This window comes from Haloglomus halophilum, from assembly GCF_024298885.1.
Classification (GTDB): domain Archaea; phylum Halobacteriota; class Halobacteria; order Halobacteriales; family Haloarculaceae; genus Haloglomus; species Haloglomus halophilum.
Genome location: NZ_CP101166.1, coordinates 324,116 through 343,154 on the forward strand (window position 1 = coordinate 324,116; position 19,039 = coordinate 343,154).

A 19,039-nucleotide genomic window follows, 5' to 3' on the forward strand; every position below is an offset into this window, starting at 1 on the left:
GGCGGGACCGCAGCGGTTGTCGGACGGTGAAACTCATCCACGCAGGTCCCACCGGCGACGGACACGACCGGTCGCCGTCCGCCAGTTCCATCCGCCAGCAGACACGTCACCGCAGCGACTACTATCACGCTGGCGCCGCTGGCAGGGCGCATGCGCTCGTACAGAGCGAAGATGGTCGAGCCGATCCGGCTCCCCGACCGCGAGGAGCGCGAGGCCGCGCTCGACCGGGCCGGGCACAACGTCTTCAACCTCGACTCCGACGCGGTCTACGTCGACCTCCTCACCGACAGCGGCACGGGGACGATGAGCGACGCCCAGTGGGCGGCGATGGTGCAGGGCGACGAGGCCTACGCCGGCAGCGCGAGCTTCACCGACCTCGAGGCGGCCGTCTCCGACGTGCTGGGCTTCTCCCGCATCGTGCCCGCTCACCAGGGCCGCGGGGCCGAGAACGTCCTCTACGGCTGTCTCGTCGAGCCGGGTGATGTCGTCCTCAACAACACCCATTTCGACACGACACGGGCCCACGTCGTCGAGCACGGCGGCGAGCCCGTCGACTGCCCGGTCGACGGCGCGCTCGACCCCGCGACGAGCGGCGACTTCATGGGGAACTTCGACGTGGGGCGGGCCCGCGAGGTCGTCGACGAGGTGGGCAAAGAGCGCGTCCCCGTGGTCGTCGTCACGGTCACCAACAACTCCGCCGCCGGCCAGCCCGTCAGCGTGGCGAACGTCCGCGAGGTCCGGGCGTTCTGCGACGATATCGGCGCGACGTTCGTCATCGACGCCTGCCGGTTCGCCGAGAACGCCTACTTCGTCCGCGAGCGCGAACCCGAGTTCGCGGACGCGAGCGTCGCCGAAGTCGCCCGCGAGCAGCTCTCGTACGCCGACGCCTGCATCATGAGCGCGAAGAAGGACGGTCTCGCCAACGCCGGCGGCTTCGTCGGGGTCCGGGACGACCCCTCGTTCGACGACCTGTTCGAGCGCGCGAAGCAGCGCGCCATCCTCTACGAGGGGTTCACGACCTACGGCGGGATGGCGGGCCGGGACCTCGCGGCGGTCGCCGTCGGTCTCCGCGAGGCCGTCACCGAGGAGTACGTCCGTGACCGCGTCGGGCAGGTCCGGTGGCTCGGGGAGCGCCTCGACGCGGCCGGCGTCCCCGTCGTCCAGCCGGCCGGGGGCCACGCGGTCTACATCGACGCCGGAACGATGTGTCCCCACGTTCCGAGCGAGGAGTTCCCGGGACAGGCGGTGGTCTGTGACCTCTACCGCGAGGGGGGCGTCCGCGGGGTGGAACTCGGCGAGTTCGCCTTCCCCGGGACCGACCGGCCCGACCTCGTCCGCCTCGCGGTTCCCCGCCGGACCTACGCCCGCGACCACCTCGAACACGTGGTCGAGACGGCGGCCGCCGTCGCCGACCACGCCACCAGCCTCGCTGGCTACGAGGTCGTCAGCGAGCCGCCGATGGAGGAGCTCCGGCACTTCTCCGCGGAGCTCCGGCCGCTGACGTAGCGGTCACGACCCTCGTGTCGCCGGACGGGTGAACGCCCGAGCGGTGTCGTCCGGTCCCACGACCGTGAGCCGCCTCCACTCCCCCTGAAAGCTTATCCCGTCGTCGGTGGGTGCCATACGTACACACATGAACCGCGAGCGCATCCTGGCGGCCGGCGCCGTCGGGGTGGTCGTGGTCGCCCTCCTGTCAGCCGCGGTCGTCCCCGGGGCCATCACGGACCCCTCGGCCGACGACCCCGAGCGACCCGGTCCCCTCCGCGTGGTCGACATGCCCATCGCGCCCGGGCAGGTCGACGGGGAGACCGCCACCCTGCGAGTGACCCCGTACCTCCGACACGACGGCCCGACGACGCCGAACGTCTCCGTGGTGTTCCGCGCCGTCGACTCCGAGTCCGGCCTGGTCGAGACCACCCGTCGCGTCGCGGTCGGCGACGTGACGACCGAGGGGGAGCGCCCCGTCTCCGCGAACCTGACCGTCGAGCGCGAGGGCGGCTACCACATCGAGGCCATCGTCTACACGGACGACCGGCGCGTCGACACCGCCCGCCGCACGGTGTCGGGGCTCGATGCCCTCACGCCCGCGTACGCCCGGAGCACCGTCGCGTTCACCGACGAGGAGGCACTTCCGGCGCTGTCGGTCGGCGTCGAGAGTGCCAGCGAGGACCGGACGACCCTGCGCGTGGCGCCGTCGCTCGTCAACCGCGGCGACACGGCGTCCGAGGGCCTTCGCGTCGAGGTGACGCTCCGGCAGGCCGAATCGAACGTCGTCGCGGCCCGAACCGCCGTCGACGTGGGGACCGTCCGGCCGGGCCGCACCGCCTCGCCCGCGACGACCGTGACCGTCCCCGCCGAGTACAACTACTACGTCGACGCCGTGCTGTACCGGGACGGCGTGGTCGTCGACACCGCCCGCGGCGCGGTGAACCTCGACCCGAGCGAGCCCATCTCCGTCAACGAGACCCGCCGCGAGGTCGAGTTCGAGGCCGGTGACTTCGAGAGCGACGGCGGCGGCAGCGGTGGCGCGCCGCCGCGGACGGAGACGGCCCTCGGCAGCGGTGGGCAGCCCGGCTTCGGTGCCGGTCTCGCCGTCGTCGCACTGCTCGGCGCCGCCCTGCTGACCCGGAGGTGGTCGCGATGAGCGACGACGAACCGGGCGCCCCCGAATCGACCACGGACGCGGACAGGAACGCGAACGCGAATGCGAACGCGGACCCGCCCGAGAACCAGCCTCCCGACCAATCCATGTCCCCCGACACCACCGACGCGACCGCGGCGACGGCGAAGACCGCTCCGACCGACGATTCCGACGATGATTCCAACGAGGGCACAAGCGACCTCGTCAGATACGCCCGCTACGCGCTGCTGGGCGGTCTGACGCTACTGGCGCTGGTGGCGACGCTCCGGTTCTACTTCGCCGCCTCGAACGCCATCGACATCTGGGTCGCCCGACAGTACCGGCCCCTGTTCCAGGCGGCGTTCAACCTGGTGGTGCTGCTCGTGGCGGCCGTCGGCATCTCCTGGGAGATCCGGAAGGTGGCCGGCTGACCCACGCCGCGTTTCGACCGCCGACAGAGCGCCATCCCCACATGCACTGGTACACAGCGGCCCCAGGGCTGGTCGACACCACCACGGCACGAGCGGCGTGGCTCGCGCTTCGTGGCGACCTCGGAACGTTCGAGCCGCCCGAATCGCCGGATTCCGAGCTCATCGTCCCCGTCGCGGCGCCGTTCGACTCGGTCGATGCGGCGGTCGAGAAGCTCGCCGACCTCGAGACGCGGCTCCGGGCCCGCGGAGACCGCCGGGCCGTCTTCCTCACCATCTACGAGCGGATGACGCGCGCGGTCCGGGACGGCATCGAGGACGGCCGGTTCGTCGATGCCGCGTGGATGCGAGAGTACACCACCACGTTCGCGAACTACTACCGGCGGGCGTTCCTCGCGTTCGAGCGCGGCCGGCTCGGTGCGGTTCCCGACCCCTGGCGGGTCGCGTTCGGCACCGCACGCCGGGCGGACCGCCTCGTCGTCCAGGACGCCTTCCTCGGTGTGAACGCACACATCAACTACGACCTCGCGCTCGCGCTCCGCGACGTGGGAATCGACCCCGACCGGGAACGGAAGTACGCCGACCACCGGGCCATCGACGACATCCTGTCGCGGCTGGTCGACGCCCAGCAGACCGCGCTGGCGGAGCTCTACGCGCCCGAGGTCGACGATATCGACAGGGCACTCGGCCGGCTCGACGAGACGCTCACCCTGCGCTCGATGACGGAGGGCCGCGAGCAGGCCTGGCGAATCGCCGTCGTGCTCGCCGACGCTCCCTGGTCACCCGTCAGGGCGCTCGCCCGACAGGTCCTGCGAACGACCGCGACCGGGGCCGCCTTCCTCGTCCGGGGCCCGGACCTCGACCCCGCGCTCGTGGGGCGACTCCGGGCCGCTGAACGCGACGGCCTCGACCTCGAGACGGTGCTGGAGCGAGTGAAGACGACGCTGGACGACACCGCCGTCTGAGCGGCCCGACGGCTGGGGCCGTTCGATACGGTTCCACCGGCGCGAGCGCCGGCGATGTCGCTCGCGAGAGGTAGGAAGTGCCCGGGGCGGGCTCCGAACCCGCGATCTCCGCATGTCTCAGGTGGAGGCAGGCAGCCTCCGACACGCGGGGTGCCGCTCGTGGTGTTACCCTATGAGTGCGGCGCTATGTCCAACTAAGCCACCCGGGCGCAGTCGTTCGTAACCGGGACGGCCTCTTGAACGTTCTTGTTTGGGTGCCACGACCCGACGACGGCGGCCGCGCCGGGTTCCGGGGGCGGCCGCACGCTCGCCAGTGACGGGTGGGGGTCACCCCCGGATTTATGCCGAATCCGGGGGACCCTCGGGCATGGACGTTCCGGACCTCGTGGCCGACGCACTGGACGGGGAGTCGGTCCTCGCGTCGGTGAGTATCGGCGGTGACGACGGCGTCTTCGTCACGCCGCAGCGGACGCTCGTCTATCGGGGTGACGGCCTGCTCAGCGACGAGTCCGTCGGGGAACACGAGCACGGGTTCGACCGGCTGGAGCTGAAGCAGGGCCGGCGCCGAACCTCGTTCACACTGCACTACTACGACCGCGAGGAGTCGTTCGCGGTCGGCTCCAGCTACGCACAGGACGTCATCAAGACGGTGCTGTCGGCCCACCTGCGCGCGACGGGGGCGCTCGCCGAGGACGAGCAGGTTCGCGGTGTCTACCGCTTCAACGAACTCACGGTCGTCGTCGGGACCGAGCGCCTGCTCAAGCACGTCGGCGGCGCGGTCTGGTCCGAGGATTACGAGGCCTACCCGTACGCCGACCTGACGCGCCTGGACTTCGAGGAGGGTGGCCACGCGATGCAGATCGTCATCGCCGTGGCGGGGCGGCCCGAGCGCATCAAGGTGCCCAACGACCGGGCATCCGAGGTCCGACGCACCATCGAGGAGGCCGTCCTCGCCTTCCACGATGCCGACTCGCTCGCGGCGCTCAACGAGGCCATCGCTCCCGAGGAACCCGAACAGGAGGAGACGGGGCCGGACTACGCCGACAGCGGCATCGACTCGCTCATCGACGATGGCGAGGGGGACGGCGACGCCCCTGCCACGGCGGCGGCCGGGGCGGACGCCGACGGGTCCGCTGACGTGGATACGGACACGACGGCCGAGGCTCCGGCTGGCGCCGACGGTTTCGTCTCCGCGACCGATACGGAGGTCCTCAGCCGGCTGGAGGCGCTGGAGGCGAAGGTCGACGAGCAGACGGAGCTCATCGAGCGCCAGCAGGAGACCATCGAGCAACTGGTGGACGAACTCCGACGCGGGCGCTGAGCACTGAGCAGGGCCGCCGTCGACCGCCACCGCGGCCGCGACCGGGGCCGGGCCCTCAGTCGCGCCGCCCGGTGACCTTCTGGATGCACGACGAGCCGAACGGCCCGAGCTCGCCCGCCTCCAGCCGGATGAAGTGGCCGACGGAGAGGGACTTCCCGCAGCGCTCGCACTCGTAGTCGCCGCTCCGTTCGACCACCTCGCTCTCGAACGCGAGGAAGCGCCCGCTCGTCGGCTTCACGGCGTCCCCCTCGCGCTCGATGACGCCGCGCTTCTCGGCCTCCTCGATGATGGCCCGCGTCGTCGCGGGGTGGGTCGTGACCGTCTCGATACGGTCGACCAGCTCGGCCAGCGACAGCTCGGCGTGCTCCAGCCGTTCCAGGAGCTGGACCCCAAGCTCGACCGGGTGGTCGTCGGTGCCCCCCTCGTCCGGGGGCGTTCTGTCGCCACCGCGCCGGTCGCGCGCCATACGCCCGAGCGGGACCGGCGCGGACGAAAACCTGTCGCCCACGGCCGAAACCGAGACGAATTCTAGACGAACTCTAGCCGGTGTCCCAACGGAGACCGGAGGGAGTCTGAAGAACGCGTATACGGGAGGCACTCCCCATCTCGGGTAATGAAGCGACAGGAACTCACGGCGGCGGCCCGCGAGCGGTGGGTCGTGGCGCTCGTCGCGCTGGCAGCCGGGGGGGCGGCGGTCGCCGGGTCGTACGCGGCGGCCGGCTTCACGCCCTCGTACGTCGTCGCGCCGGTCGAGACCGTCCTCGCGCGGTACATCCCCGGCGTGTTCATCACGTTCGCCATCGTCGTGCTGGGCGACCTCGGGAAGCAGCTGAGCCTCATCGGCGCCACGCTGCTGGCCGTGCTCGTCCTCGGGACGCTCGCCGGCCTGGGGCGGGCCATCGCCGAGCAAGCCGGCCTGCGGCCGCTCGCCGGGCCGTTCGCCGGTATCCCCGTGTGGGGCGCGACCGTCGCGCTGACCGGGCGGCCGGTCCTCTCGCTGGGCGCGGGCCTGGCCGCGGCGCTGGTGGTCAGCCTGGCGGGACTCGCGGGCCGCATGACGCGGGCCGACGACCCGTCGCCGGACCGGCGCCGCGTCGTCACCAGTCTCGCGGGGCTCGCGGGACTGGGGGCGGCCGGCTGGTTCCTCGGGAACCGGCGGACATCGTCCGGCGGACCGGCTGCGCCCCCCACACCCGCCGCGGGGCAGGACGGCAGCGGGGACGGCGGCTCGGACGCACAGGCCGCGGCGGGTGAGACTCCCGCGCCGACGGAGACCGAGATGCTGCTGGCCGAAGCCGAGGAGAAGAGCTTCGACATCGACGGGCTGGAGCCGCTGGTGAGCGAGGAGTTCTACCACGTCGACATCAGCTCCGTCAACCCGCAGGTCCAGGCCCAGGACTGGTCGCTGTCGGTCACGGGCGCCGTCCCCGAGGAGACGAGTTTCGACTATCAGGACATCATCGAGCGCGAGTCGACGCTGGAGTTCTCGACGCTGCGCTGTGTCGGCGAGCGGCTCAACGGGAAGAAGACCGACACCGCGCTCTGGGAGGGCGTCCGCGTCGGCGACCTGCTCGAGGCGGCGAACGTGCCGGACCGGTGCTGTGTGATGGCCAGGGGCGCCGACAGCTTCTTCGAGGAGTTCCCGGTGGCGGCGCTCCGGGAGTCGCTGCTCGTCTACCGGATGAACGGCGACCTCCTGCCGCGGGCGCACGGCTACCCGGCCCGGCTCGTCGTCCCCGGCCACTGGGGGGAGATCCACGTCAAGTGGGTCGACGAACTGGAGATCCTCGACGAGCCGGCGAAGGGCTACTGGGAGCAGAAGGGCTGGCACGGCACCGGCCCGGTCAACACCGTCGCGAAGCTGTACGCCGTGAACGACCGTCAGGACGGTCGCAAGCAGGTCGCCGGCCACTCATACGCCGGGACGCGTGGCATCCGGACCGTCGAGGTGTCGACCGACGGCGGGAGCACCTGGAACGAGGCCGACCTGACGGAGGAACTGCCCGGGCGCGCCGTGTGGCGCCAGTGGAAGTACGAGTACGAGCCGCCCGGCAGCACGCACGAGGTGGTGGTGCGGGCCGTGGACGGCGAGGGAACGCTGCAGCCACAGGAGGACAGCGGCCCCTACCCCAGCGGGCCGAGCGGCTGGGTCTCACGGAGGGTGGACTGATGGAGGAGTCACTGTGGTACCTGCTGGCCGGGACGCGTGGCAGCGAGAACCGGGGCCGCATCGTCCGTGCGCTCGACGAACAGCCGCGCAACGCCAACCGGCTGGCCGAGGCGCTCGGCATCGACTACAACACCGTCCGGCACCATCTCGACACGCTCCGTGAACACGAGGTCGTCGTCCGGAACGGCGACGACTACGGCGCGGTCTACCGGCTCACCGACGAGTTCGAGGAGCACCGTGGCGTCTACGAGCGGGTCCTCGAGACCGTCGACCACGTCGCCGTCGAGGCCGGCGATGCCGGCAGGGGTGTGGAGTGATGCTGCCGCTCGCGTCGATGCCGGCCATGGCGCCGTGGCTGTTGGCTGCGACCGGTATCTCCGTACTGAACGCCCTCATGCTGGCCGCGCTGACGGTCGTCTGGCTCCGGAACTACCGCACGTTCCGGACCCCCATGACCGCGGGGCTCGCCGCCTTCGGCGGGCTGTTGCTGACCGAGAACCTGGTCGCCGTCTACTTCTTCGTCTCCACCCAGATGCTGTACTCGGGCGAGGCGGTCGCCCAGCAGACGGTCGTCGTCCTGCGGGTACTGGAGCTGCTGGCCGTCGGCTTCCTGACGTACGTGACGATGCAGTAGTGGACTTGGCATGCGCAGTTACTGGTCTGTCCCGGTGTGGTCTCGGGAGATCAGGTTCACGCCGTTCCTGCATAGAGCGGTCGCAAGTACGTATCCACGACAGCGATCGCGAGCGCTCCCACGACGACAGCGACCTTCGCTACTCCAGCGATAAGCGAGTCACTCGGGACACCACCGACGGCGATGAATGGAATCGCGGACAGCAGCGCGAGCCCCACCACCGCGATGAAGAAGGTCAGCACGAACTCGGTGAACCGGTCGAGCGACCACGGGCCTGCCACGAGCGGGTAGGAAGCGCCGAACGCGAGAACGAGTGCGACTGCGCCGACCAGTGACTCGGAGACTGGCATGCCAGCGGCATCATTCACCGTCTGGAGCGACAGGAACACGACGAAGACACCGCCAAGAAATGCGATTAGGAAGTCGTACGTGGCACCGATCGTCGAGCGGAGGGACTGGCTCAGGGAGGGGTCAGAGCGGGACATCGCCGTGCTTGAGGTAGCGACTGTCGGTAAAAGAAGGTGGTGCTGGCGGGCTGCGAGCTGTCCCACAGTAGGAGTGGTCACGCAGCGGGTGTATCCTGAAGACCGAGCCACGAGCCACCCTGCACAGCACTCACCTCTCTGTCCTGTACGGCCGTCCGAGCACCGCCGTGTCCCGCCGGTCGGTCAGAAAACGTATACCGACCCTTCCACACACCCCGCACGTGCAGCGCGCGACCCGACGACAGCTGTTCGGCGCGGCCCTGTTCGGCGGGGTCGTCCTCGCGGCGGCGCTCCTCGCGTCCCCCGACCGCGCCGTCACCCAGCTCCACGCGCTCGCAGCCCGGCCGCTCCTGTTCGCGCCAGCGTTGCTGGCGGCGTACCTGCTCCGGCCGCTCGTCGCGTGGCCCATCAGCGCGCTCTCCATCCTGCTGGGCTTCCTCTACGGCCCCGTCGCCATCCCGGTCGCACTTCTCGGGGCCGTCGTCACGTGTACACCCGCCTATCTGCTGGCACGACGGACCGGGAATCGGGGCCTGCTCGCCCGCGCCGGGGACTCCGGCCAGCGCTTCTTCGCCGCGACCGGCGACATCCGTGGCCTCACGGGACTGCGGCTGATGCCGCTCCCGCCGGACCCCGTCTCCTACGGCGCCGGACTCTCGGGGCTCTCGCCCGGCCGGTTCGTCCTCGGAACGGCGCTCGGGGAGTTCCCCTGGGTCGTCGCAGCCGTCCTGCTGGGCGCGTCACTGGAACGGCTCACCGTGGCGGGCGTCGGGGGCGGCTTCCCACTGGTCGTCGGACTCGCGGCACTGGCCGTGCTCGTGCTCGGCGGGCCGCTCTACCGGCGGTGGCGCAAGCGGCGTGGCTCGCCGGTGGATTGACATCCTCCTCCGCGTGAACGCGGAGGAATCCCGACCGCGTTTGGGATATTAGGGTTTGCAGTCTACCACTTGTGCCTGCGGTTGGAATCCGCTGGACAAGTCGTGAAGGTAGACTCCGGGCTGTGCCAACCAGCCGGTACTCCTATCCCCAGCCAACGTGGCCGAAGACTCGGAGTTACGTTCGTCGTTGCTATCGAGACGGATGTTCTCCGCCCCGTTCACGTCAGCGTTGAACGCATCGTCGTGTTCCTCGCAGACGTACAATCCGCGTTCGACACGCTGACTGTCGTCTTTCCTACCGCAGACGCAACACGTTTTGCTCGTGTCTCGCTCAGGGATGTATTGAGTGGCGGATTGTTGCTCGTGGCAGTGTGCTGCCTCGCTGGGGGACTGTATGTACGCTGGAAGAACTCCTGACCATTACCGGACTCGTGCCGAGGCACGAGGCGTTTGCACCGCTGGAGGCTCACGGGATGAGTGGTTCGCTAATCGCTCACAGTTCTGGGTACGCTATCAGTCAGCTGACTCCACCGGATCTCCCAGTAGAGATAGAGCCATTCGCTCGGCAACGTACGCGAATCCGTTAGCCAGATGCATCACGAGGAGTACGAGAATCGCGCCGGCTCCCATCGCCAGAACGGTCTCGGGGACTGTCCCGATCGTCCAGATCACTGGGTCACCATTCACCTCACCGAAACTGACATCGAGCGGGCGGCGCACCCCTGCCGACAGAAGTGTCAATCCCTGCACCAGCCCGTAGGCAAGCACGACCCCGATCATACCGAGGAAGAGCTTCAACGACAGGAATCCGAATCCCCGCCAGGTGCTCGCCGCATCGATGTATCCCCGGAAACCTCCGGCAGCCCCACCACCGCTGGTGACATCATCCGGCGCCTCCAGTGAGACGGTAAGCAGGGAATTCGCCAGCCAACGTTCCAGCGTGACGAACGCTCGTACGACGAAGAGCATCAACGCCAGGATGGCGATTCCCACGAGCACGACCGAGAGTAGAGACCCGAGTAACATGCCGAAGCCGAACAGGGACCAGTACAGCATCGTGAGTGGAAACGCCAGGATGAGATAGGCCAGGTTCCTGTACGTCCGCCGAGAGAGTACCGGACCGAGTATAGCTTCGAGACTGCCCCGAAGCGTGGGTTGATGTCCGTCAGTGGAGGGCATAAAGCAACCATCGAACAGCCCGATATTAAATTACAGGAACAACGAGCGGCTGTGCGTGGATCTCCCCGGCGGAGGGACATCGAATCGTACCGCCCCTGTTCTACTCGTGTGACTGCTCGAGGACTGACAGTGTACGCCGTCCCACAGTTCGATATCGTCCACTCGGGGATTGTCTTCGACGGGACTGTGTTGACTGGCGTCGGAACCGGTACACTGCCCCGATGCATCTCACGCCCGGTCCCTCAGGATGCGGAGGGTCCAGCGAGTTTCAGGTCCAGAAGGTATCCCCGCAGTCCATCACTACGCCGTGCTGCGGGCAGACGTACTTGCAGTGCCGCTTGTAGAGGTCGGCCTCGCACATCGGACAGGTCGGCGGCCCGCTCATACCCGCGGTTCGAGCCCACCGTACCTCAATCCGACGACCGGCTCCGGTCGTGGCGTCGGTCCCGGGCCTCGGCGTTCGGTGCCGTGACCAGCAGCCACGACGGCGACTGGCTCATCCAAGCCGTTATGCGTTCGCTTTCCACAGGTGTACCAATGGGCCACTTGCGGCGGCGACTTCGCAGGAATCTCGGCGGTGTCATCAGGCTGTTCCTGACGGATCTGATATGGCGGCGGAAGAACCTCCTCACGCTCGGCGCCGTCGGGGTGGGACTCACGCAGATCCACGCCGGAGTCGGCCTCCTCCTCGCGGGTAGCTTCGTCGCATCACTCGGAGCGCTGTTTCTGGGTGTCGGAGGGCTCCTGGCTGGCGGTCTCAGCTTCTTCGGCCGCACGGTCCCCGGGGGTATCGGCCTCGGCCTCGTCGTCTTCCTGATCGTCGCCGGCCCGGGCGTCGTGCTGGGCGTCGCCGACACGGCCCACAGTACCGCCGATGAGTCACTGGACACGCTGGGCACTCAGCCGACCGAGACTCCCGTGAACGACACCACGACCTTCGCGGATGGGCCCTCGTACGACGATGACGACCGTGTCGGCGGCGGGTTCCGGGACGGCGACACCGCCGCCGACGGCTGCGGGACGAACGACGGCGACCCGGACTACAACGAGGACAACGACCGCGACAACGACGGCCTCTGCGACGAGTAGCCGGACCACCGTGCAGTTCTCGACGGCTGCGTTCCGCTCGCCGAATCTGCCCTCCTATCGGAATGATTGTACGTTATCGAGACAGTGGTTGAAAATTCGCAGATATATCTAGAATATCTCGAATAATGGTAGAGAGGTCCGAGTTCGTGAACTTACGCCGTCAGCACTCGGACCAGCCGCAGGACTCGCAGGTCTTGCAGCCCTCCGAGAAGTAGAGGTTCATGCCGCCACAGTCGGGGCACTCGGGGCTCTCGCCGGCCTCGATGAGCGACTGGGTGTCGCCCTGGTCGGCCGCGCGAGCGCCGGCACCGCCGTCCGTCTCCGGCGTCGGCGGCTCGGGGGGTTCGTTCTCGGGCTCGGGCGTCCCGGTGCTGGTGGAGGCGTCCGCATCGACCGCCTCGTCCAGGCTGGTCTGCTTGGGGTACGGCTTGTCGATCTCGTCCTCGATGTAGCGGCTGAGCGCCGTCCCGATGGCGTCCGGGATGGAGTTGATCTGCTCGCCCTTGTCCCAGGCGACCTTCGGGGAGCGCGTCCCGCGGAGTTCGTCGACGATCTCCTCGGGGTCGACACCTGCGCGGAGGGCGGTCGAGATGACCTTGCCCAGCGCCTCCGTGAAGGAGTTGGTGTAGCCACCCGAGTGGCCGATGTTGGCGAAGACCTCGAACGGCTGGCCCGTCTCGGGGTCCTCGTTGATGGTGACGTACAGCTTGCCGTAGCCGGTCTTCACGCGCTGGCTGACGCCGTGGAGCGTGTCCGGCCGGGCCTGCAGTTCGCCCATCTGGACCTCGCTGCTGCCCGCGTCCTCCAGCAGGGCCGCAACGTCGGCCTCGGCCTGCGCGCGGACCTCCTCGTTGTCGAGGAAGGCCGCCAGCCCGCCGAACGCCTCGTCGACCTGCTCCAGAATCGCGGCGGCGGCCTCGGACTCGTCCATCTCCGAGAACTCGGCATTGTCCGCACGGGTCGTGAGGACCTGCTTCGAGCGGGTCCCGTCGCGGTAGACGGTGACGCCCTTCCCGCCGTTCTCGTAGATGTAGCGGTACACCTCGTCCATGTCCTCCTTGGTGGCGGTGTTGGGGAAGTTGCAGGTCTTCGAGATGGCCGAGTCGACCCCGTCCTGGCAGGCACACTGCACGCCGGCGTGCTCCTTGCCGGTCAGGTCCGAGGTGACGACGAACAGCTCGCCGATGGCCGTCGGGACCGTCTCGAGGCCCTCGACGCCGTCGAACTCGTTGGCAGCCATCTGCTCTTTGGCCTCCTCCTTGACGGCGTCGACGTCGATGTCGTTGGCCTCCAGGGTCCGGAGGAAGTAGTCGTCGAACTCGACGAGCATCTCGTCGCCCTGCACGTCGTCGGAGACGTTCTTGTAGTAGGCGACGTTGTAGATGGGCTCGCAGCCCCCCGTCGTGTTGCCGACCATCGAGGTGGTGCCCGTCGGCGCGATGGTCGTCGTGTTGTGGTTCCGGATGGGGAACCCGTCCGCCCACTCGTCGGCGTCGAGGCCGGTGTGGTGCTCGAACCAGTCGGCGTACTCGGTCGGGTTCGCGTACTTCGAGTTGTCCCACTCCGCGAAGGAGTCACGCTCCTCGGCCAGCTTGTGGCTGGCCCACTTCGAGTCGTGGTTGATCTTCATCATGACCTGCCGGGCGATCTCGTTGGCCTCCTCGCTCCCGTAGCGGACGCCCAGCTGGATGTACAGCTGTGCGAGACCCATGATGCCCAGGCCGATCTTCCGCATCTCCCGGACCTTCTCCTCGATCTCCGGGACGGGGAAGTCCGACATCGTGACGACGTTCTCGAGGAAGCGCGTCCCGAGTTCGATGCGACGCTCGAACTCGCCGATGTCCAGTGACTCCTGCAGGAACGCCTCGACGGAGTCCTCGAGGGATTCGCTGTCCGGGCGACTGTCCTTGAACACGCGCCAGTCCGGCGAGTCGTGGGCCGCGAGCGTCGAGAGGTTGATGTGACCGAGGTTGCAGGCCTCGTACTCCTCGAGGGGCTGCTCGCCGCACGGGTTCGTCGCGAGGATGCGGTGGTCCGGGTGCTCCTCGACGTCGAACGAGTGTTGCTTGTTGACTCGCTCGAGGTAGATGACGCCCGGCTCGCCGTTCTGGTGGGCGCCGTCGACGATGCGGTCCCAGATGAGCTGCGGGTCGATGGAGAGCTCCTCGCCCGGCTCGACGTGGTCGCCGAGGCCGTAGCGACCGTACATCTCCTTCGTCTCCTCGGTGGCGATGTGGGGCTCGCCCGTCCGGGGGTTGGTGAAGGTGAACTCCTCGCCGTTCTGCAGGGCCTCCATGAAGTCGTCCGTGATGCCCACGGAGATGTTGAAGTTCGAGAGGTGGCCCTCGACGGCGTTACGGAGGTGTTCGGGCACGCGACCCTCGTCGTCGATGAGTTCGCGGGCCTCAGCGAGCGCGTCGGAGAAGTCGGTGTGGGTGTAGTCGTCGGGGTCGTTCAGCCGCAGGGTGTGGGCCAGCGAGACGTCCTTGTTCTTCGCGTGGAGGAACTCGATGACGTCAGGGTGCGAGACACGCATCACGCCCATCTGGGCGCCCCGCCGGGCGCCACCCTGGGCGATGGTCTCGCACATCTGGTCGAACGTCTCCATGAACGTCATCGGGCCGCTGGCGATGCCGCCGGTCGAACCGACCGGGTCGCCGTACGGCCGAAGCTGCCAGAAAGCATAGCCCATGCCGCCGCCGGACTGGAAGACCTCGGCGGCCTCTTTGGCGGTCTGGTGGATGTCGGTCAGGTCGTCACCGGGCGAGTCGACGAAGCAGGCCGAGAGCTGCTGGAGCTCGTCGCCGGCGTTCATCAGCGTCGGCGAGTTGGGGATGAAGGAGAGCTGCTCCATCAGCGTCTGGAACTCGTCGGCCGTCGACTCGACGTGGCTCTGGATCTCGTCCGGGAGTTCCGGCACGAGCGTCTCGTAGGAGAACTTGTTGACGTTGTGGATGTCGAGCGTCGTCTCCGCGTCGTCGGCGGCGGTCGTCCCCTCCCCGAAGACCTCCGCGGCCAGTTCGTCGCGGCGCGGGTGGTCGGGTTTCAGCAGGTCCGGCGTGACCGTGACCTCGATGTCCCGGCGCTCGGCCTCGAAGACGGCCTCGGCGAGCGCGATGTTGTTGGCGACCCGCCGGAACAGGTCCTCCTGCTCCTCGACGAAGTTCCCGTCGGCGTCCTTCTTCAGATAGCGTGCCGGCAGGATGTTGTGGTAGGCGTTCCCCGTGAGCCGTTCCTCCATCGTGTCGCCCTCGGTCCGCTTGACCGGGAGCACGACCTCGTCGGCGTCCGCATCGGGTGTCTCCGCGCTCATCGCTGCCGTCCCCCTCCTCGTACAAGAGTGAAATCCGGATGGTATGTCATGGTGGTGTGTTGTCGCTCCCTACCGATTAACCCTCGGTAGCACGGGCGTCTGTCAGATCTATGATACTGAACTGTCGGCACTGTACCAACTCGCTATGACTGGCCTCGCGCGGGCATCCGCGCGACACGACCTGTTGTGACTGCCCCTGCGTTAATGAACGTGGCCAAACCGAAGTGAAAGTGAAGATCGGGCCCCAGGAACCACCGGACATAAGCACGATTTCGACTGGAAGTGATGGGGGGTTGCAAGCCGCTCGTCCGACGGCCGACACGCTTACCTCGACGGGCAGTGTGAACCGAAACATGCTTCCCGTGCTTGCACCGTTACAACTCGGCGCGCTCGCGTCCCCCGTCGGACTTATCGGAGCAGTGATACTCGCGCTCCTGGCCGTCGTGGTCGTCCGGTTCGTCCTCAAGATGGCCATCCGCATCGCCATCATCGCCGCTATCGTGGTGGCCGCGCTCTGGTTCCTCGGATTGCTCGGTCCACTCCAGAGCCTCGTCGGACTGGTCGGCATTCCCGGCGCCGTCGGCGTCTGACGACCGACTGACGAGACCCAATTTATATACGGGGATATGGCTTCCTTGCGACTATGCCCCGTGAGAGTTACCAGTCGCAGCTAGAGCAACTCCGCGAGGACGTGCTCTACATGAGCGAGGTGGTCATCGAACGCTTCCGGACGGCGCTGTCGGCGCTGGCCCAGCGCGACGAGGAGACCGCGTGGGAGGTCATCGAGGGTGACGGCGAAATCAACCAGATGTATCTCGACCTCGAGCAGGACTGCATCGACCTGCTCGCGCTGCAGCAGCCGGTCGCCAGTGACCTCCGCTTCATCGCCGCCTCCTTCAAGATCATCACCGACCTCGAACGGGTCGCCGACCTCGCGACCAACATCGGCGACTACACGCTCGAGGCCGGCGAGGAGCGCTACCCCGATGTCGACGTGCAGGGCATCGGCGACGCCGTCCTGGGGATGCTCGAGGACGCGATGGCGGCCTACGCCGAGGAGTCACCGGAGGCCTGCCGCGGGGTCGCCGAACGCGACGACGAGGTCGACGCCGAGTGCGAACACGCCTCCGACGAGGTCGTCCGCTCGCTCATCGAGACGGAGCTGGATGACCCCGAGGACACCGACGTGAACGCCCTCATGGACGACGTTTCCAGGCTCCTCCTGACCATCCGCGACCTCGAACGCGTCGGCGACCACGCCGTCAACATCGCCGCCCGGACGCTGTACATGATCGAGAACGACGACGAGCTCATCTACTAGACGAGCTTTTTTCCGCCTCGGGTTCGCCGGCAGAGCCGGCGAACCTCTCGGCGCAAAAAACGTTCAGAAAAAATTCCGGCCTCCACTCGCTCCGCTCGTTCCGGCCGGCGAAACGCGCTCGCTTCGCTCGCGCGTACGCAGGGACTGTTGTCTGTATCACGGTCGCGGTCCTGTTGTCCGTGTTACAGGTCACGGCTCCGTCGGGCGATGGCTCCAGAGCGTCCAGATTCGAGACGGCCGGGGGACAACGCTGATTGCCCCGAAGCCCGAACGGCGGCCCATGACAGACGACGACCCCGACAGCACGGCGTGGTCGGACCGCATCGTCGGGGCCCGGATGGCCGTCGACAGCGAGTTCTCCAGCGAGGTCGACCGGTCGGTCTTCTCACGGCAGGAGTGGGGACTGGTGATGACCGCCGTCGAGTTCGACATCGAGAGCGCCGGCGACGAGGAGACCGCCGAACTGGTGGCGAACACGGACAGCCTTCGCGAGGTGCTCCCTGAGCTGGAGCGGGCCCGCGAGGCCCAGGCCGCGATGGCCGCCGGCCGGGACCCGGACTCCGGCGGCGGGAGCGGCATCCTCGACTCCGTGAAGGGCGCGCTCGGGCTCGACGGCGACGACGATGTCGAGGAGATCGACGAGGACCAGCTCCGGGAGGCAGAGCGCCTCGCCGACGCCTACGCAACGGAGCTCCAGGCGTATCTCGAATCGAACGGCCGCTGGGAGGAGATCCGCACGGCCTACGTCGAACAGCAGTAGCGAACGGCTCTCTCGGTTCCTACAGCCGCTCCAGCACCGCGGCCGTCACGTCCTCGGTCGAGGCGTCGCCGCCGAGGTCCGGCGTGCGCGGCCCGTCGGCGAGCACGGCCTCGACCGCTGCATGCACGTCGGCGCCGGCCTCGTCGTACCCCAGGTGCTCCAGCAGCATCGCCGCCGAGACGATGGTCGCGGCGGGGTTGGCGACACCCTGCCCGGCGATGTCGGGCGCGGTACCGTGGACCGGCTCGAACAGCGCGTTGTCGGTGCCGATGTTGGCGGATGGCAGCAGCCCCAGTCCGCCGACGAGGCCGGCGGCGAGGTCGCTCAGCACGTCGCCCGCGAGATTGGGGCAGACGACCACGTCGAACGCCGTCGGGTCCAGGGGGAGCCGGGTCGCGAACGCGTCCATCAACACCTCCTCGGCCTCGACGCCGTGTTCGTCGGCCACCGAGACGACGGCGTCCCGGAACCGGCCGTCCGTCTCGCGCATCACGTTCGCCTTGTGCGCCACGTGGAAGCCGTCCACGTCGCGGTCCGCGACGTAATCACACGCGAACTCCGCCAGTCGCTCGGAGGCGGAGGTGGTCGTCACGCGCGTCAGCGTGGAGAGGTCGTCGGAGAGCCGGTCCTCGTGGCCGGCGTACACGCCCTCGGTGTTCTCGCGGAGGAAGACCACGTCCGTCTCCGGCCGGAGCGCGTCCACGCCCGGGTACGCCTTCGCGGGCCGGACGTTGACGAACGAGCCGACGGCCTCCCGGAGTGGGAGGATGACATCGGCGGCGGTCTCGCCGGCCGCGCCGAACAGCGTCGCGTCGGCAGCCTGGACGGCGTCGTAGGTCGCCTGCGGGAGCGCCTCGCCCGTCTCCGCGAGTACGGCGTCGCCCGCGTCGGCGTGTGTGAACCTGAAGTCTGCGTCGACGGCCTCCAGCACCTCGACTGCGGCCGGAACGACCTCCTGTCCGATACCGTCGCCCTCGATGACGACGATTTCGTCTGTCATGCCACGGAGTCCGCGGGGCCGGCGAAAGAGGGTGTCGGTCCGCGCAAGCGACGCGGTTCGGCACCCCCAGCTATAACTGTCGACAGGCGAGAGGCCTACGGAGACCACATGGTCGAGCCCCGAACCGGCGACATCACCGTCCTGCACGTCGAGGACGACCCGGCGTTCGCCGACCTCGCCGACGACATGCTCGAGCTTGTCGCCGACGACATCACGGTCACGACCGCCCCCGACGCCGAGGCGGCACTGGAGCGGCTCGAGGCGGAGTCGGTGGACTGCGTGGTGAGCGACTACGACATGCCCGGGCGCAGTGGGCTCGAGCTGCTGGAGGCGGTCCGGGAGGACCGTCCGGACCTCCCCTTCATCCTGTTCACGGGGAAGGGGAGCGAGGAGATCGCCAGCCAGGCCATCGGCGCGGGCGTCACCGACTACCTCCAGAAGAGCGGCGGGCGGGACTGCTACGAGATACTCGCCAAGCGCGTCCGGGACGCGGTCAGCCGGTACCGCTCCGAGGAGCGCTACCACAACCTCGTCGACACCGCGCCGGTCCCCATCGCGCTGTTCGGTCCTGACGGGCATCTCCGCTACGCCAACGACGCGGCCGTCGAGTTCCTCGAGGCCGACAGCGCCGCGGCGCTACTCGATACGCCGATGCCGGAGTTCGTCCACCCGGAGTACCAGGAGGCCGCCGACGGACGGTTCGCACAGCTCATGGACGAGGGAGAGCCGGCCCCACGGGCCGAGTTCAAACTCCAGACGGTCGACGGCACGGTGAAGCAAGCGGTCATCGCGACCGCCCCGGGCCACTACCGCGGCGAGAAGGTGGCACAGGTCATCGTCCGCGTCGTCGAGGAGTGACGACGGCCGGAACGCAGC

Annotated in this window: 20 protein-coding genes, 1 tRNA gene and 1 pseudogene; 14 read left to right on the forward strand and 8 right to left on the reverse strand. The window is 68.5% G+C overall.

All coding sequences use genetic code 11. From position 1 onward, the window contains the following. Positions 1 to 150: 150 nt before the first annotated feature. From NL114_RS01460 to NL114_RS01475, 4 genes are all read left to right on the forward strand, one after another. Positions 151 to 1,506, forward strand: a complete 1,356-nt coding sequence (locus NL114_RS01460) for a tryptophanase (protein ID WP_254823031.1) — start codon at positions 151 to 153, stop codon at positions 1,504 to 1,506. Positions 1,507 to 1,633: 127 nt separating this feature from the next. Further along, positions 1,634 to 2,644 carry a DUF7490 domain-containing protein gene (locus tag NL114_RS01465; protein WP_254823032.1) on the forward strand — a complete coding sequence of 337 codons (1,011 nt, stop codon included), beginning with the start codon at positions 1,634 to 1,636 and terminating at the stop codon, positions 2,642 to 2,644. Then, positions 2,641 to 3,051 carry a DUF8060 family membrane protein gene (locus tag NL114_RS01470; RefSeq protein WP_254823033.1) on the forward strand — a complete coding sequence of 137 codons (411 nt, stop codon included), beginning with the start codon at positions 2,641 to 2,643 and terminating at the stop codon, positions 3,049 to 3,051. Before NL114_RS01465 ends, NL114_RS01470 begins: the two co-directional genes overlap by 4 nt. A gap of 41 nt (positions 3,052 to 3,092) precedes the next feature. After that, a complete protein-coding gene (locus NL114_RS01475) occupies positions 3,093 to 4,013 on the forward strand; it encodes a DUF5995 family protein (RefSeq protein ID WP_254823034.1) in 921 nt (306 codons plus the stop codon). A 78-nt stretch (positions 4,014 to 4,091) separates the two neighbouring features. Here NL114_RS01475 and NL114_RS01480 read toward each other — a convergent pair. Continuing rightward, positions 4,092 to 4,222, reverse strand: a tRNA-Met gene (locus tag NL114_RS01480). A 158-nt stretch (positions 4,223 to 4,380) separates the two neighbouring features. Here NL114_RS01480 and NL114_RS01485 point away from each other — a divergent pair. Beyond that, the gene (locus NL114_RS01485) at positions 4,381 to 5,334 is read left to right on the forward strand and encodes a DUF7115 domain-containing protein (RefSeq protein ID WP_254823035.1); all 954 of its coding nucleotides are present in this window, start codon (positions 4,381 to 4,383) and stop codon (positions 5,332 to 5,334) included. Positions 5,335 to 5,389: 55 nt separating this feature from the next. Here the strand turns inward: NL114_RS01485 and NL114_RS01490 are convergent, their stop codons facing one another. Next, positions 5,390 to 5,800 carry a DUF5830 family protein gene (locus NL114_RS01490; protein ID WP_254823036.1) on the reverse strand — a complete coding sequence of 137 codons (411 nt, stop codon included), beginning with the start codon at positions 5,798 to 5,800 and terminating at the stop codon, positions 5,390 to 5,392. Positions 5,801 to 5,947: 147 nt separating this feature from the next. On the opposite strand from NL114_RS01490, the gene NL114_RS01495 reads away from it, so the two are divergent. From NL114_RS01495 to NL114_RS01505, 3 genes are read left to right on the forward strand one after another with little or no spacing between them, the layout of a single operon-like run. Next, positions 5,948 to 7,504 (forward strand): molybdopterin-dependent oxidoreductase, encoded by a 1,557-nt coding sequence (locus NL114_RS01495; RefSeq protein WP_254823037.1) that lies wholly within the window; start codon positions 5,948 to 5,950, stop codon positions 7,502 to 7,504. After that, complete coding sequence (locus NL114_RS01500) at positions 7,504 to 7,821, forward strand: winged helix-turn-helix domain-containing protein (RefSeq protein ID WP_254823038.1); 318 nt, start codon at positions 7,504 to 7,506, stop codon at positions 7,819 to 7,821. Before NL114_RS01495 ends, NL114_RS01500 begins: the two co-directional genes overlap by 1 nt. Then, positions 7,821 to 8,138, forward strand: coding sequence for a DUF8036 family membrane protein (locus tag NL114_RS01505; RefSeq protein ID WP_254823039.1), 318 nt, complete (start codon positions 7,821 to 7,823; stop codon positions 8,136 to 8,138). The genes NL114_RS01500 and NL114_RS01505 overlap by 1 nt, the downstream gene beginning before the upstream one ends. Before the next feature lie 56 nt (positions 8,139 to 8,194). On the opposite strand, the gene NL114_RS01510 is transcribed toward NL114_RS01505, so the two are convergent. Next, a complete protein-coding gene (locus tag NL114_RS01510) occupies positions 8,195 to 8,623 on the reverse strand; it encodes a hypothetical protein (RefSeq protein WP_254823040.1) in 429 nt (142 codons plus the stop codon). Positions 8,624 to 8,844: 221 nt separating this feature from the next. On the opposite strand from NL114_RS01510, the gene NL114_RS01515 reads away from it, so the two are divergent. Next, a complete protein-coding gene (locus NL114_RS01515; RefSeq protein ID WP_254823041.1) occupies positions 8,845 to 9,501 on the forward strand; it encodes a TVP38/TMEM64 family protein in 657 nt (218 codons plus the stop codon). A 48-nt stretch (positions 9,502 to 9,549) separates the two neighbouring features. Here NL114_RS01515 and NL114_RS01520 read toward each other — a convergent pair. The 3 genes and pseudogenes from NL114_RS01520 to NL114_RS21720 form a co-directional block, all read right to left on the reverse strand. Beyond that, a pseudogene (locus tag NL114_RS01520) lies at positions 9,550 to 9,840 on the reverse strand (zinc ribbon domain-containing protein); the annotation flags it as partial. A 174-nt stretch (positions 9,841 to 10,014) separates the two neighbouring features. Further along, the gene (locus NL114_RS01525) at positions 10,015 to 10,680 is read right to left on the reverse strand and encodes a sensor domain-containing protein (protein WP_254823042.1); all 666 of its coding nucleotides are present in this window, start codon (positions 10,678 to 10,680) and stop codon (positions 10,015 to 10,017) included. 268 nt (positions 10,681 to 10,948) lie between these two features. Next, positions 10,949 to 11,065: an HVO_2523 family zinc finger protein gene (locus NL114_RS21720; protein WP_350355388.1), complete on the reverse strand. Its 117-nt coding sequence runs from the start codon at positions 11,063 to 11,065 to the stop codon at positions 10,949 to 10,951. Positions 11,066 to 11,217: 152 nt separating this feature from the next. Between NL114_RS21720 and NL114_RS01530 the strand changes: the two genes are divergently transcribed. Next, complete coding sequence (locus NL114_RS01530) at positions 11,218 to 11,769, forward strand: hypothetical protein (protein WP_254823043.1); 552 nt, start codon at positions 11,218 to 11,220, stop codon at positions 11,767 to 11,769. 160 nt (positions 11,770 to 11,929) lie between these two features. Here the strand turns inward: NL114_RS01530 and NL114_RS01535 are convergent, their stop codons facing one another. Beyond that, positions 11,930 to 15,082 (reverse strand): adenosylcobalamin-dependent ribonucleoside-diphosphate reductase, encoded by a 3,153-nt coding sequence (locus tag NL114_RS01535; protein ID WP_254823044.1) that lies wholly within the window; start codon positions 15,080 to 15,082, stop codon positions 11,930 to 11,932. A gap of 353 nt (positions 15,083 to 15,435) precedes the next feature. Between NL114_RS01535 and NL114_RS01540 the strand changes: the two genes are divergently transcribed. The 3 genes from NL114_RS01540 (at position 15,436) to NL114_RS01550 (ending at position 17,163) form a co-directional block, all read left to right on the forward strand. Then, the gene (locus NL114_RS01540) at positions 15,436 to 15,672 is read left to right on the forward strand and encodes a DUF8029 family protein (RefSeq protein ID WP_491543635.1); all 237 of its coding nucleotides are present in this window, start codon (positions 15,436 to 15,438) and stop codon (positions 15,670 to 15,672) included. 53 nt (positions 15,673 to 15,725) lie between these two features. Next, positions 15,726 to 16,403 (forward strand): phosphate signaling complex protein PhoU, encoded by a 678-nt coding sequence (phoU, locus tag NL114_RS01545; RefSeq protein WP_254823046.1) that lies wholly within the window; start codon positions 15,726 to 15,728, stop codon positions 16,401 to 16,403. 280 nt (positions 16,404 to 16,683) lie between these two features. Beyond that, positions 16,684 to 17,163: a DUF5799 family protein gene (locus NL114_RS01550; RefSeq protein WP_254823047.1), complete on the forward strand. Its 480-nt coding sequence runs from the start codon at positions 16,684 to 16,686 to the stop codon at positions 17,161 to 17,163. Between the two features lie 19 nt (positions 17,164 to 17,182). Here the strand turns inward: NL114_RS01550 and leuB are convergent, their stop codons facing one another. Continuing rightward, the gene (gene leuB / locus NL114_RS01555; protein ID WP_254823048.1) at positions 17,183 to 18,163 is read right to left on the reverse strand and encodes a 3-isopropylmalate dehydrogenase; all 981 of its coding nucleotides are present in this window, start codon (positions 18,161 to 18,163) and stop codon (positions 17,183 to 17,185) included. A gap of 108 nt (positions 18,164 to 18,271) precedes the next feature. On the opposite strand from leuB, the gene NL114_RS01560 reads away from it, so the two are divergent. Continuing rightward, positions 18,272 to 19,021, forward strand: coding sequence for a response regulator (locus NL114_RS01560; protein WP_254823049.1), 750 nt, complete (start codon positions 18,272 to 18,274; stop codon positions 19,019 to 19,021). Positions 19,022 to 19,039: the final 18 nt, after the last annotated feature.